General features: G+C 71.3%; 12 protein-coding genes. 8 read left to right on the top strand and 4 right to left on the bottom strand.

Annotated features, from left to right (window positions below; all coding sequences use genetic code 11):
* Window positions 1-100: 100 nt before the first annotated feature.
* The 3 genes from ACIBK8_RS13170 (at window position 101) to ACIBK8_RS13160 (ending at window position 2,287) form a co-directional block, all read left to right on the top strand.
* Window positions 101-1,030, top strand: a complete 930-nt coding sequence (locus tag ACIBK8_RS13170; RefSeq protein ID WP_399041840.1) for an IclR family transcriptional regulator C-terminal domain-containing protein — start codon at window positions 101-103, stop codon at window positions 1,028-1,030.
* Between the two features lie 139 nt (window positions 1,031-1,169).
* Entirely contained in the window at window positions 1,170-1,607 is a 438-nt protein-coding gene (locus ACIBK8_RS13165; protein ID WP_399041839.1) for a hypothetical protein, read from the top strand.
* 41 nt (window positions 1,608-1,648) lie between these two features.
* The gene (locus ACIBK8_RS13160; RefSeq protein ID WP_399041838.1) at window positions 1,649-2,287 is read left to right on the top strand and encodes a uridine kinase; all 639 of its coding nucleotides are present in this window, start codon (window positions 1,649-1,651) and stop codon (window positions 2,285-2,287) included.
* Window positions 2,288-2,339: 52 nt separating this feature from the next.
* Here ACIBK8_RS13160 and ACIBK8_RS13155 read toward each other — a convergent pair whose 3' ends face one another.
* Window positions 2,340-3,770, bottom strand: coding sequence for a WGR domain-containing protein (locus tag ACIBK8_RS13155; protein ID WP_399041837.1), 1,431 nt, complete (start codon window positions 3,768-3,770; stop codon window positions 2,340-2,342).
* Window positions 3,771-3,985: 215 nt separating this feature from the next.
* Here ACIBK8_RS13155 and ACIBK8_RS13150 point away from each other — a divergent pair, with 215 nt between their 5' ends.
* Window positions 3,986-4,447, top strand: coding sequence for a type II toxin-antitoxin system PemK/MazF family toxin (locus ACIBK8_RS13150; RefSeq protein WP_399041836.1), 462 nt, complete (start codon window positions 3,986-3,988; stop codon window positions 4,445-4,447).
* 46 nt (window positions 4,448-4,493) lie between these two features.
* On the opposite strand, the gene ACIBK8_RS13145 is transcribed toward ACIBK8_RS13150, so the two are convergent.
* From ACIBK8_RS13145 to ACIBK8_RS13135, 3 genes are all read right to left on the bottom strand, one after another.
* Complete coding sequence (locus ACIBK8_RS13145; RefSeq protein WP_399041835.1) at window positions 4,494-5,036, bottom strand: DUF1697 domain-containing protein; 543 nt, start codon at window positions 5,034-5,036, stop codon at window positions 4,494-4,496.
* 39 nt (window positions 5,037-5,075) lie between these two features.
* Window positions 5,076-5,639, bottom strand: coding sequence for a methylated-DNA--[protein]-cysteine S-methyltransferase (locus ACIBK8_RS13140; protein ID WP_399041834.1), 564 nt, complete (start codon window positions 5,637-5,639; stop codon window positions 5,076-5,078).
* An 88-nt stretch (window positions 5,640-5,727) separates the two neighbouring features.
* Window positions 5,728-6,612, bottom strand: a complete 885-nt coding sequence (locus tag ACIBK8_RS13135; RefSeq protein ID WP_399041833.1) for a glycerophosphodiester phosphodiesterase — start codon at window positions 6,610-6,612, stop codon at window positions 5,728-5,730.
* 651 nt (window positions 6,613-7,263) lie between these two features.
* Between ACIBK8_RS13135 and uvrB the strand changes: the two genes are divergently transcribed.
* The 4 genes from uvrB to ACIBK8_RS13115 all read left to right on the top strand — a co-directional run bounded on the left by uvrB (window position 7,264) and on the right by ACIBK8_RS13115 (window position 13,866).
* Complete coding sequence (gene uvrB, locus ACIBK8_RS13130) at window positions 7,264-9,399, top strand: excinuclease ABC subunit UvrB (protein ID WP_399041831.1); 2,136 nt, start codon at window positions 7,264-7,266, stop codon at window positions 9,397-9,399.
* Between the two features lie 216 nt (window positions 9,400-9,615).
* Window positions 9,616-10,194: a TerD family protein gene (locus ACIBK8_RS13125; RefSeq protein WP_399041830.1), complete on the top strand. Its 579-nt coding sequence runs from the start codon at window positions 9,616-9,618 to the stop codon at window positions 10,192-10,194.
* A gap of 263 nt (window positions 10,195-10,457) precedes the next feature.
* Window positions 10,458-12,608, top strand: coding sequence for a TerD family protein (locus ACIBK8_RS13120; RefSeq protein ID WP_399041829.1), 2,151 nt, complete (start codon window positions 10,458-10,460; stop codon window positions 12,606-12,608).
* Window positions 12,609-12,885: 277 nt separating this feature from the next.
* On the top strand, window positions 12,886-13,866 hold the full coding sequence (locus tag ACIBK8_RS13115; RefSeq protein WP_399041828.1) for a TerC family protein: 981 nt from the start codon (window positions 12,886-12,888) through the stop codon (window positions 13,864-13,866).
* The last annotated feature ends 45 nt before the right edge of the window (window positions 13,867-13,911 follow it).

The following is a 13,911-nucleotide window of genomic DNA, read 5'->3' as shown; positions in this document are numbered from 1 at the left end:
GAGAGTCGGCGCAGGGCCCGCGGGCGGGGGACGTGCCGACCGGCACCGGAATTGCCGTGCGCCTTCGGGCGTTGATCACTGCCAGGGGAGAGAGCACACGATGGGCAACAGCACGACAGCGTCGGAAGCCGCCGTGACGGCCACCACCTCCGCAGTCCCGCGCGTGACGGCGGGTACCCATGGGCGGGCGAAGGCCACGCGCCGGGCGCCCGGAGCCGCCGGCGCAAGGCCCCGTACGTCGGGATCCAGCCATGCCGAGCGGGTCTTCCTCGTCCAGACGGCCTTCGCCGAACTCGGCGGATCCGCCCACGGGCCCGGTGAGATCGCCGAGTTCACCGGTCTGGACGACTCCGTCGTCTACCGCATCCTGCAGTCCGGCATCTACCAGCGGAGCTTCGAGCGGGTGGACCGGGGGCTCTACCGGCTGCGCGCCTCCGCGGCCCGACTGGCCTTCACCGCACTCGACCACCGTCTCGACGGGGCGGTCTCGCAGACGGTACTCCGCGGACTGAGAGAGGCCACCGATGGCGGGCTGGCGTTCCTCTACATGGTGGCGCCGTTCTCCGGGGCCCAACGGCAGTGCGTCGACATGGAGGTCGGCGACTCCGACCTCGCCGAACTGAGCATGACGCCCCGCGACGTGCTGTCCGTGACGCGCTCGCTGCGCACCGGCGCCTCCGGACGGGCGATCCTCGCCTACCTGCCCGGCGTGCTCCAGCAGCGGGTACTGGCCGAACCCGTACCCGACCAGGCAGGGCCCGGGGTCTTCAGCGACAACGACGACCTGCTGGCCTCCCTGGCCGAGGTCCGCGACCTCGGCTGCGCGCTCGGCTACGAGGAGTGCATGACCGGCTGGAACTCCTGCGCGGCGCCGATCATGTGGGACGGCGCGATCATGGGAGCCGTGCTGCTGCTCAAGCGCAAGTCCGAGATGCCGGTGGTGCCGGAGCAGGTGATCGAGGCGACGAAGGAGGCGGCGGCCGAACTCAGCCGCCACGGAGCCGCGGGGCCGACGGCCGACCGGGCCTGAGACGCACGCGCACGCACCAGCCCGCCCCCGGGCCGCGACAGCGACGCGGTACCGGCCCGGGGGCGGGACACAGCACGGTTCGGCGGCGTACGGTCGACGGACCGCCGCACGGGCGGGGACACGGGGACAAGGGGCAGTGATGGACGCGGAGTTGACGGCGCTCGCGGCGGCGGGCGCGACGACGCTGGTGCAGCAGATGGCGACGGATGGCTGGGCACAGGCCCGGCGGCGGGTGGTCGCCTTCCTCGCCCGGCGGCGGGGCACGGCCGACGAAGAGGTCATCGAAGGCGAGCTGGAGGCGTCGCGGGCCGAGGTCACCGCCGCGCAAGAGGCCGGAGAGGCGGGCGAGGTGGAGGACGTGACCGCCGCCTGGCGGGTACGACTGCGCCGTCTGCTGCGCGACGACCCGGAGGCCGCCGCGGAACTGCGCTCCTTGCTGGACGAACTGGAGCCGGAGCGGGGCGGGGTGACCGTGCGGGAGGTGCACAACACCATCAGCGGTGGTGAGCTGCACGGGACGGTCATCCAGGCCGGGGTGATCTCCGGTTTCCGCGACGACGGATCCCGGTCCCGCTGACGCCCGGCGCCGCGCGCCCCGCAGCCGTGCACAATGGCGGGGTGCGGCTCCAAGCGATCACCTGGGAACGGCTGACCGATGCGCTCGCCGAACGCATCATCGCCACAACGGCGCAGGACGGCAGCCCCTGGCTCCGGGTCGCCGTCGACGGCGCTCCCGCCGCGGCCCCGCAGGACCTGGCGGGCCGGCTGACCGAGGCCCTGCGGCTGCGTGGCCGTGCCGTGCACCGGGCCGGCGCATACGGCTTCCTGCGCCCCGCCTCCCTGCGCCTGGAATACGGGCGGGAGGATCCGGACGCCTACCACGACGAGTGGTTCGACCGGCAGGCACTGTGGCGGGAGGTGTTCCAGCCGCTGGACCCGGGCGGCACCGGACGCGTCCTGCCGGACCTCTGGGATCCGCAGACCGACCGGGCCACCCGCAGCGGGTACGTGGAGCTGCCGCCGGGCGGAGTGCTGGTGCTGCACGGTCCTCTGCTGCTCGGTCACTGGTTTCCCTTCGATCTCGCAGTGCACCTGAAACTCTCCGGAGCCGCCCTCGCCCGCCGCACCCCGGAGCGCGAGCGCTGGACGCTGCCTGCCTTCGCGCGCTACGAGAGCGAAACCCGTCCCGATGAGGCCGCGGACGTCGTCGTACGGGCGGACGATCCACGCCGCCCCGCCTGGAACGGGACGGCCTGAGCGCGAACGCACCGGCGGACGGGAAGCAGGCGTTCCGTGGGGGACGGCGGACTCAGACGAGCTGCCGGATCTCGCCCCGGACGCGATAGAACCCACCGGAGGCCGCCGCGAGGTCATCGACCACGTAGCGCACCCCCGGGCGGCGTATGTGCCGCGGGAACTGGACGTTCCACGAGGGCTCGTACCCCTCGGAGACGACGTGCACCCGCAGTCGGCCGTTCGCCTGGACGCACTCCACGACGATGCCCGAGGCGGCCGACGGGGTCACCGTCTGCACGGCGGCCGACGGGGTGTAAGTGGGCAGCGCAGCCGCCGACTTGACGTCCCGGGCCACCGGAACCGTACCCGAACGGGCCGCGGCAATGGCCGCGTCGCTCGCGTCCACGCACACCAGCGACCCGTCGGTGGTCACCATGTAGAGCTTCTCGTCGAGGTACTGCATGGACAGGGCGGAGCCGCCTCCGGTGCCCAGCTTCCACAGCCGGGTGCCGTCGGCGTCGAAGCAGTACACCGAGGAGGCCGAGTCGCCGGCGAAGACGTAGCGCCCGCCGGGTGCGGTGGCGCAGGAGTAGACGACGGTGTCGCACTGGTAGGTGGCTTCCAGCGCGCCGTTGCCCTTGGCCAGCCGCTGCACCACCCGGCGGTCGGTACCGGCGTACACCGAGTGATCCTCCTGCCAGCCGAACAGCACCGCCCCCTGGGTCGGCGTGTGCCACAACTCCCGGCTGCCGTCGGAGGCGTATGCCGTCACCCCGCGTCCGTGACCGTGGTAGACCGCGTGCTCGTCACGCCGCACCATCCAGGCGTTGCTGCCCGCACTGCGCCGGGACCACTGATACTCGTCCTCGTGGTCGATGACCGTCAGCCCGCCGTCGCGGTCGGCGACGTTGAGGATGCCCTCGCGGATGTCCAGCCAGAAGATGTCGACATCCGGGGCGATGTCGTAGGCGGCGAACGGCAGCTTCGACGAGAGGTCGTACACCGAGCCGTCGTCGCATCCCGCGTAGATCCAGAAGTCGTCGGCGACCAGGCACTTGACGCCGGCCGGGAGTTGATAGCGCGCCAGCACCTCGCCGTCGTGTCCCAGGGTGTGGACGTCGCCGTTCTGGTTGCCGACCCAGCAGCGGTCCTCCGCGATGTGGATCCCGAAGGCCGCGGCGCCCGTGCGGAACCGCCACAGCACCGGCGCCACCGCGCGCGCCGTCGACGGGGCGGAGGTGACCTGACGACGGGTCACCGGGCGGGCCGCACGCCCGCCGGGGACGGCCGGCGCATAGCCCTTGCGGACCTTCTCGCCGATCTTCTTGGCAGCCGCAGCCTGCGCCTTCTCCACGGTCGGGAACGTCGAGTTCTGCTGCTGGCCGGCCGCGCCGATCCTGCCGTAGCGCACCGAAACGGCGGTGCCGCGCACCGACACCTCGTAGAACTTGTGCGCGCCGCCGCCCTCTTGGGACAGTTCCAGATACGTCGTGGTCTCGGACATGGTGATCCCCTCCCCGGGCGGTCCCTGCGACCTTCCCCCGCTGCTGAAAACCGTACGACCCACCACTGACAACGGCCGCTGACCTGCGGTCACAGGACCGCGGACGCAGGCGGACACGGCGATCCGCGCGGCTCGTGGCGCGGCTCGCTCCCCGCGTCGGCAGGACATCCGGTGCCCGTGGCGGCGGCCCGCGCACGGCCCGTTAGCGTGAGCCCATGACGACTTCTTTTTCCGCATCCGGCGAAGAGGCGCCGCTGTCGGGCAGCCGAGGGGCCGGTGCGACAACGGAGGCCCTGCCGGACACCGTTGGTGCCGTTCGGACGTCCTACGCGCCGGATCCGGACGGCGACCCGGATCCCGGCGAGATCGTGTGGACCTGGGTGCCCTACGAGGAGAACGACGGCCGGGGCAAGGACCGTCCGGTGCTGGTCGTCGCCCGGGAAGCGGCGGGAACGCTGCTGGCCGTGCAGCTGTCCAGCAAGCGGCACGACCAGGACAGGGAGTGGATCGCTCTCGGGACCGGGCCGTGGGACCGGGCGGGCCGGGACTCGTGGGTCGCTCTCGACCGGGTGCTGCGGGTGCGCCCCGAGGGCATGCGCCGGGAAGCCTGCGCGCTGGACCGGGACCGTTTCGGCCTGGTGGCGCAGGGGCTGCGGGAACGGTACGGCTGGCGCTGAGCCGCGCCCGGGGCGAGGGTTCCGGCCCCGTGAGCGCCGTACGTGGTCAGGCGTCGGCCAGGGCCAGGATCTTGTTGACCGTGTTCCAGTTGCGGGCGGTGGCCGTGACGCCGAGAGGGGCCCGGCTCACCGCGTCGGCGAGTCTGGAGCGGCCGATGCCGTCGGGGCACCAGAGGTACAGCTCGCGGCCGATCAGGCGGAACCGGTCGGGGGCGTAGGAGCCCAGGTCGAGGGCCTCCAGCCGGGACGCGTCGGCCGGCACGTCCGAGAGGAACGTGACATGCAGGCTCTTGGGTACCGCCACGGCCTGCGGAAAGGGATTGGCCGCCACGATGGCGGCCAGCTCGTCCCGGGTCCGGACGGTGACGGGTACCGAAAAGCCCAGATCGGCGGAGATCCGGTCCTGGATGATCCGTGCGGTCTCCCCGGGAGGAGTGCCGGGGTCGGCGAAGACGATGTTGCCCGTCTGCAGGAGAACGGACACCTCCCGGAAGCCCAGGGATTCCGCCAGCGCCTGCTGTGCGGCCTTGGAGAAGGGACGGTGGCCCCCGACGTTGATGCCGCGGAGCAGTGCGATCTGGCGGGACATGACGGGGCCTTTCGTGCGCCGCAGGCGGCCGGGAGGGGATCAGAACAGGGGAGCGGGAAGCACTCCCTCAAGCGCCAGCAGCAGGCGCTTGGTCTCCAGGCCGCCGCTGAAGCCGCCGATGCCTCCGTCGCTGGCCACCACCCGGTGGCACGGGACGACGACAGGCAGCGGATTGGATCCCATCGCCGCGCCCACCGCGCGGGCCGCCCCCGGTTCCCCGACGCGGTCGGCGAGGTCCTGATAGCCGACGACGCTGCCGTAGGGCACGCCGACGGCCAGCGCGTGCAGGACACGGGCGTGGAACCCAGAGGAGAGCGACCAGTCCAGCGGCACCGTGAAGGCCCGGAGTTCGCCGGCGAAGTAGGCGGTCAGCTCCGCCATGGCCGTGGCCAGGTGCGGCGTGTCCGGGAGCGGGGCCGAACCGAATATCCCCTCCAGGCGGGCCGTCGCGCGCCGGGAGGCCCGTTCGTCGGCATGGAAGAGGACCTCGGCCAGCCCCTCGTCCGTGGCGGCGAGCAGCAAAGGACCGACCGGTGTGTCCAGCCGCCCCCAGGCCCACTCGCGCCGCGGTACGTCCTGCACGTCCTGCTCTGCGTTCGTCACGGGTTCAGCCTAGGACGCGCCACTGACAACGCGGTGGCGAACGGACCGGACAGGACGGTCCCGGCCCGCCGGCCACCGCGCTCCACGTTCAGCTGCCCTTGTTCTCCAGAGCGCCGCGGACCAGGTCGGCCCTGTTGGAGATGATGCCGTCCGCGCCGGATCGGGCGAGCTCGACGGCGGTCGCCGCGTCGTCGACGGTCCAGGTGTAGACCTCCAGCGGACGGCCGTGCGGGCCCTTCAGGGCGTGCACGGCGTCGATGTACGCCGGGGTCGCCGCCTTGTACGTGGGGTTGATCTGGTCGCAGAACTCCGCGTAGTCGGGCAGCTGGGCGGTCGTGGGATTGCCGAGGAAGCCCGTCTTGACGTCCGGCCGCAGGGCGTGGACGTTCTTGATCGCGTCGCCGTTGAAGCTCTGGACGATCAGCCGGTGCTTGACGTGGTTCCGGTCGAGCCATCCTTCATGGCGCAGCTCCAGGAGGGTCTGCAGTTCGATCCCCGGGTACAGCTCGGGAGACTTCAGCTCCAGGAGGAGCTTCTGGCCGTTGTGCGTGACGGCGTCCAGGTACGTCTGGAGGGTGGGCACGCGCTCACCGGTGAACTCCGGCCCGAACCAACTGCCGGCGTCCAGCTTCTCGATCTCGTTGAGCGTGAAGTCCGCGACCTTCCACGGGGCGCGGTCGGGGAACACCTGCTCGGCATTGGTCGTCCGGTCGAGCGTCGTGTCGTGCATGACGATCAGCTCGCCGTCCTTGGTGCGCTGGACGTCGTTCTCGACCCAGTCGGATCCCAGTCGGTGTGCCCGGTCGATCGAGGCGATGGTGTTCTCGGGCGCGTAGGTGGGGGCGCCGCGGTGCGCGACCGTCACCGTCCTGTGGTGACCGGTCGTGGCCTGTGCGGTGGCTGGAGAGAGGACGAACGCTGACAGACCCATGAGCGCACCGGTGAGGACGGTGGCAACGGGGCGAAGACGCATACGGACTCCTCAGGACGTCGTGGACGAGAGCTGACGTGATGTGGCCTGAACCGGTCGGATGGGCAGAGGTTCGCAGTCAGGCGGTACCGGGAAGCAGGCGAGGGATGGACAGAATTTGAACGAGAAGTGGCCGGTGTTCCGTGTTTGAGCGCCGTGGTGACGGGATGCCCGGAATCGCCGCGCAATAGACGAACGTTCCGGCGCGGTCCAACTTGCCGGAGCCGCGGCGAACCCGCATCTCGGCCGACGGATCGTCACCCCTCGGGCTTCTGACCGGTTTTGGCCGTACGGGCATTCCGGAGCGAGCGATTCCGGCCAAGGCGCGGTGAGCCGGACGGTGACCGGAAGCGGGCGGACGCCGGGCCGGCCGGTCGCCGCGCACGGACGACGGCGGACGCAGTGAACGGACGGCGAACGGGAAGCGGCGCGGTCGGTGGCGGGAGGCCGGTCCTGTGACGAAGGGGAAGGCAGGGGTGGGCGGGCGCAGGGCAGGGCCTGGGACCGCGGCGAGGGGCGGGACGCGGCCCACTGTGATCCGGACCCCGCGCCGGCCCGGCCGGCTCCCTCGCAGAGTCCGGCCCGGCTCGGAGAATCCGCTGGTCGGAGGGTTTTCCCGGCCGGATGTCAGTGCCGGGTCGTACGGTGGTTTCCATGCGGCCCGTATCGAAGATCGAACGCACGGTGGCGCCTTTCGAGGTCGTCAGCCCCTACCAGCCCAACGGCGACCAGCCGGCGGCCATCGCCGAGCTGGAGCAGCGCGTCCGCGGTGGTGAGAAGGATGTCGTCCTGCTGGGCGCGACCGGCACCGGCAAGTCCGCGACCACCGCGTGGATGATCGAGAAGCTGCAGCGGCCGACGCTCGTCATGGCGCCCAACAAGACGCTCGCGGCCCAGCTCGCCAACGAATTCCGCGAGCTGCTGCCCAACAACGCTGTCGAGTACTTCGTCTCCTACTACGACTACTACCAGCCCGAGGCGTACGTCCCGCAGTCCGATACGTACATCGAGAAGGACTCCTCCATCAACGAGGAGGTCGAGCGGCTGCGGCACTCCGCGACGAATTCACTGCTCACCCGGCGGGACGTCGTGGTCGTCGCGTCGGTGTCGTGCATCTACGGCCTGGGCACGCCGCAGGAGTACGTCGACCGCATGGTGCAGCTCAAGGTCGGCGACGAGATCGACCGCGACCAGTTGCTGCGCCGGTTCGTCGACATCCAGTACACGCGTAACGACGTGGCCTTCACCCGTGGCACGTTCCGGGTGCGCGGCGACACCATCGAGATCTTCCCGGTCTACGAGGAGCTGGCCGTCCGGATCGAGATGTTCGGCGACGAGGTCGAGGCGCTCTCCACGCTCCACCCGCTGACCGGCGAGGTGATCAGCGAGGACCGGGAGCTGTACGTCTTCCCCGCCAGCCACTACATCGCGGGCCCCGAACGCATGGAGCGGGCCATCGCGGGCATCGAGGCAGAGCTGGCGGACAGCCTGGCCACGATGGAGAAGCAGGGCAAGCACCTGGAAGCCCAGCGGCTGCGCATGCGCACGACGTACGACATCGAGATGATGCGCCAGATCGGTTCCTGTTCGGGCATCGAGAACTACTCGATGCACATGGACGGCCGCGAGCCCGGTTCGGCGCCGAACACCCTCATCGACTACTTCCCGGACGACTTCCTCCTGGTCATCGACGAATCGCATGTCACCGTCCCGCAGATCGGTGCCATGTACGAGGGCGACGCCTCCCGGAAGCGGACCCTGGTCGAGCACGGCTTCCGGCTGCCGTCCGCCATGGACAACCGGCCGCTGAAGTGGGAGGAGTTCCTGGAACGCATCGGTCAGACGGTCTACCTCTCCGCGACACCCGGAAAGTACGAGCTGTCGCGGGGCGACGGCTTCGTGGAGCAGATCATCCGCCCGACCGGTCTGGTGGACCCGGAGGTGGTGGTCAAGCCCACCGACGGACAGATCGACGACCTGGTGCACGAGATCCGCACCCGGACGGACAAGAACGAACGTGTCCTGGTCACCACCCTCACCAAGAAGATGGCCGAGGACCTGACGGACTACTTCCTGGAGCTGGGGATCCAGGTCCGGTACCTGCACAGCGACGTCGACACCCTGCGACGGGTCGAGCTGCTGCGGGAGCTGCGGGCGGGCGAGTACGACGTCCTGGTGGGCATCAACCTGCTGCGTGAGGGCCTCGACCTCCCCGAGGTCTCCCTCGTCGCCATCCTGGACGCCGACAAGGAGGGCTTCCTGCGGTCCGGGTCGGCCCTCATCCAGACCATCGGCCGTGCGGCGCGCAACGTCTCCGGTCAGGTGCACATGTACGCCGACAAGATCACCCCGGCGATGGAACGGGCGATCGACGAGACCAACCGCCGCCGGGAGAAGCAGCTCGCGTACAACAAGGCGAACGGCATCGATCCGCAGCCGCTCCGGAAGAAGATCGGCGACATCGTGGCGACCATCGCGCGCGAGGAGATCGACACCCAGGAGCTGCTGGGGACCGGATATCGCAAGGGCGGCGAAGGCGCGGAGACCAAGGCACCCGTCCCGGCGCTCGGGGGCAAGGCGGCGAAGGGGCAGGCGGCCAAGGGCGGCAAGGCCGGCGCGCCGCTGACGGACCGGCCGGCGGCCGAACTCGCCGAGTTGATCGAGGAGATGACGGAGCGGATGCGGGCGGCGGCGGCCGAGTTGCAGTTCGAGGTGGCGGCACGGCTGCGCGACGAAGTCGGGGAACTGAAGAAGGAGCTGCGGCAGATGAGGGAGGCGGGGGTCAAGTGACTGCGGCGCGGGTGCTCACCGGGGCGGCGGGTCCGCCCCGGCGCTGAGCGCCCGCGCCACGGTCCCGTGGACGCCGCACCCGCGTCCGCGCGCATGTCGCAGAAACGCCACAGAACGCGGGGTGGGTGCGGCCCAGGACCGGGCTCCTGCGTAGGGTCGGCAGGGCCGCCGGAGAGGCGACGGGGACAGCGGGACAGTACAGAGAGGGGACGGCACGTGTCGGTCAATTTGTCCAAGGGACAGGGCATCAGTCTGGCGAAGGCGGACGGGGGCACCCTGACCGCGGTGCGGATGGGGCTGGGCTGGCGGTCGGCGCCGCGCCGTGGGCTCTTCGGGCGCCGCACCCGCGAGATCGATCTGGACGCGTCCGCGGTGTTGTTCGCCGACAAGAACCCCATCGACGTGGTCTTCTTCCGGCACCTCGTCAGCGACGACGGCTCGGTGCGCCACACCGGCGACAACCTCGTCGGCGGCGCGGGACAGGGCGGCGACGACGAGGCGATCCTGGTCGACCTGGCGCGGGTTCCGGTGCACATCGACCAGATCGTGTTCACCGTCAACTCCTTCACCGGGCAGACGTTCACCGAGGTGGAGGACGCCTTCTGCCGGCTGGTCGACGAGACCAACGGCCAGGAGCTGGCCCGCTACACCCTCACCGGCGGCGGCGACTACACGGCGCAGATCATGTCCAAGGTGCACCGTGTGGGATCCGGCTGGCAGATGACGGCCATCGGCGAGCCCTCCAACGGCCGTACCTTCCAGGACGTCGTGCCGGCGATCCTGCCGCACCTGTAAGCACCGTGCGGCCCGGCCTAGGTCCTGTCGTCGAACTCCCGTCGTCTGCCCGGAGGGCGGGCCCTGCGGCGTCTGGTGCGTGCGCTCGCAAGGCGGAGGGTCTTCTCGGTACTGGGTGTACCGGGGAGATCCCGACAACGCGGCGAGCGTGCGTGCCAGGCGTCGCGGGGCAGACGGGAGTTTGACGACAGGACCTAGCCCGGCGCCCGCGAGGGCCGGGCCGGGTGGCTCATGAGGCGGGACGAGACCCAGGGGGACGAACGATGACGGCCGAGCTGGTCCGTGGGCAGAACCACCCGCTGGGCCACACCCGCGTCGAGATCCGGATCACGGCCGACGGGCCCGTCGTGGCCGGGGTCACGCTCGGGGACGAGCGGGGCAGGCTGTCCGGCGCCGACGCGGTCGCCCATCCCGGGGCGCCGTCGCGCAGCGGTGTCGACGTGCCCCGCCGGGCGGCGGCCGAGCAGCGCGTGGTGGTGGACCTGGAGGCGCTGTCCGCCACCGTGCACCGGGTCAGCGTCCTGCTCTCGCTGCCCCCGGGGGCCGGTGGACCCGCCGGATTCGGGGCCGCCGCCGCTCCCTCCGTCGCCGTCACGGACCTCGACGGCACCGGCATCGCCGCGTACGCCCTCACCGGTCTCGGCGCCGAGACCGCCGTGGTCGCCGTCGAGCTGTACCGCAGGCAGGGCGCCTGGAAGGTGCGGGCGGTGGGGCAGGGGTACATCGACGGGCTCGCCGCCCTGCTCCACGATCAGGGGCTGGGGGCGCCGCTGGCCGCGGAACTGGCCGCGGCGGTCGAAGAGGCGGCCGGCACGGGGCGGGCGCCGGCCACGCCCGCGCCGCCCGCCACGTCGGCCACGCCTGCGCCGTCGGCCACGCCCGCGCCGCCCGCCAAGCCCGCGCCGTCGGCGCCGTACGGCGGTGCCGTCGGCGGGGAACGCCGGTCCGGCGTTCCGGGCGGCAGCCTCCCGGACGGCGACGCGTCTCCTGCCCGGGAGACCCCCTCGGACCACGTGGCCCCCTCGGCCCTGGGCGCGGTGTCCCCGGACGCTCCCGCGAAGGACCGGCCGGGCCCCGGTGAAGGCTCTGCCCCAGGCAGCACGGGCGGCCCGATCGACTACCGCCACCCGAAGCGCCGCCCCGCCCCCGCGCCGCTGCCCGCCCCGGGCGTCCGGCCGCAGCCCGCCGCGGCTCCCGGTGCGCCGCCCACCCCGGAGGAGCCGCCCACCCCGGTGGCCGGTGACGCGGCCGGCTGGAGCATGGACGAACGGCTCTACAACCAGGTCTGGGGCATGTTCGAGGACCTGGCGCGGACGGTCGCCGCCTACCGCAGCGCCGTCGACTTCGCCGAGTCCCGCAGGGACCAGGAGTTGGACACCGTCCTCGCCGACCCGCGCAACCGCCTCGGCGCCGCGGCCGATGCCGCCCGGACGGCGGCCCGTGACCGGCACGCCCAACTGGTCGGCCGGGCCCGCGCCGCCCTCGACCGGGATCTCGCGCAGCTCGCCGTCGAAGCGGACGTCGTCGAGCCCGCCCTGCCGCCTGCCTACGCCGCCTGGAGCAGCCCCGTCTGGCAGGGTTACCACGCGCCCCTGGAGCGCCCGATGGCGCTGCGACTGGGTGATCTGCACCTTCCGGAGGCCGCGGAGCTGCGGATCCCGATGCTGGTCCGGCTGCCCCTGGAGCGCGGTCTGTGGATCGACAGCGGCGGCGCGGTGGCGCTCCGCGGCGGTCACGACCCGGAGCGCGAGTTCGCCCGCCGCGAGCTGGGCAGCGCGCTCACGGACGGGCCGCTCGACGAGGCCGAGCGCCGCCGCTTGGCCATGGACACCGCGGTGGCGGTCGCGGCGCGGCTGCTCGCCGTACACCCCGCGGGCACGTTCTCGGTCCAGGTCATCGATCCGGGAGGGACCGCGGCGCCCGCGCTGGCGCCCCTGCGGGAGACGGGCTCACTGGGCGCGGCACCGGAGCCCGGGGCCGGCGGGGTGGCCGCGGTCCTGGAGGCCCTCACGCGACGGGTGGATCTCGTCCAGATGGCCGTGCGCAGCCGTGCCGCGGACGCCCTGCCCGCCGGTCTGGACACCGCGGAGCAGCTGCTGATCGTGCACGACTTCCCGCACGGCTTCGACGACCGTGCGGTCAACCGGCTCCGCTACCTGGCCGACGAAGGTCCTGCGGTCGGCGTGCACCTGATGATGGTCGCCGACCGTGCCCAGACCCGGGAGTTCGGCCCGGTGCTGGATCCCCTGTGGCGGGCGCTGCTGCGGATCACACCGGTTCCCGACGCCCACCTCGCCGATCCGTGGGTCGGGCATGCCTGGACGTACGAGCCGCCTCTCGCGCCGCGCGGGAGCCAGGTGGTGCGCCAGGTGCTCGGGCGGCTCGCCGAGGCCCGACGCGACGGCCGCGGCTGACCCGCAGGCCCTCGTCCGAGACCGCCCACCAGACTCTCCCCTGACCATCCCCACCTGCGGCTTTGTGATTTCCTTTACTATCTCTTGGTGTTCCTTTACTCTCTGATGTGCGGAGGGGAGTATTCCTGCGACGACGTACCCGTCATCACGGATTCCGAGTGTGTGACGAGATCCCGGGACGTCGGCCCGGCGCAGCGACCGTGAGCGCGGCCCCGGGTGGAAGAGACCTCCGGCAGCGACGACGCTGTAAGTGCCGTACGACTCTGCCGGAGGAGCAGTGGACGTTTCCCTGAACCTGTGGGTGTTGACCATCCTTGGTCTCTGCGCCCTGATCACCGCCGATTTCTTCATCGGCGGACGCAAACCGCACGAGGTCTCCCTCAAGGAGGCCGGTATCTGGACCGGCGTCTGGATCGCGCTGGCCGCGCTCTTCGGGCTCGGGCTGCTGCTGTTCGCCGGCGGTGGCCCCGCGGGTGAGTTCTTCGCCGGCTTCATCACCGAGAAGTCGCTGAGCGTCGACAACCTCTTCGTCTTCGTCCTGATCATGGCCAAGTTCGCGGTGCCGACGATCTATCAGCAGCGTGTGCTGATGGTCGGCGTGCTGATCGCACTCGTGCTGCGGGCCGGCTTCATCGGCGCGGGCGCCGCGATCATCGCCAACTTCTCCTGGGTGTTCTACATATTCGGCGCGTTCCTCATCTGGACCGCGTGGAAGCTGATCAAGGAAGCCCGTGCCGAGGAGAAGGACGAGGAGTTCGAGGAGAACCGCTTCCTCAAGGCCGTCGAGAAGCGCTTCCCTTCGACCGACAAGTACCACGGGACCAAGCTGTTCATCGTGGAGAACGGCAAGCGTCTGATGACGCCGATGCTGATCGTCATGCTGGCGATCGGCACCACCGACGTCCTCTTCGCGCTGGATTCCATCCCGGCGATCTTCGGCCTGACCCAGGACCCGTACATCGTCTTCACCGCCAACGCCTTTGCCCTGATGGGGCTGCGGCAGCTGTACTTCCTGATCGGCGGGCTGCTCAAGAAGCTGGTCCACCTCTCGTACGGCCTGTCGGTGATCCTCGGCTTCATCGGCGTGAAGCTGGTGCTGCACGCGCTGCACGAGTCCGGGGTGGCCGTACCGGAGATCAGCATTCCGGTCTCGCTGGGCGTCATCTGCGCCGTGCTGGTCGTCACCACGATCACCAGCCTGCGCGCGTCCAGGAAGCTGACGGCCGAGGCGGAGTCCAAGGACCGCGCGGGCGTCTGACGGCCGGGCCCGCGACAGGCGGGCCCGCCGCCCGAACGGACATCG

The sequence above is a fragment of the Streptomyces sp. NPDC050161 genome (assembly GCF_044460025.1).
Taxonomy (GTDB): Bacteria; Actinomycetota; Actinomycetes; order Streptomycetales; family Streptomycetaceae; genus Streptomyces.
Note: the sequence above shows the minus strand (reverse complement) of the source record. Positions and strands in the feature narration are given on the sequence as shown.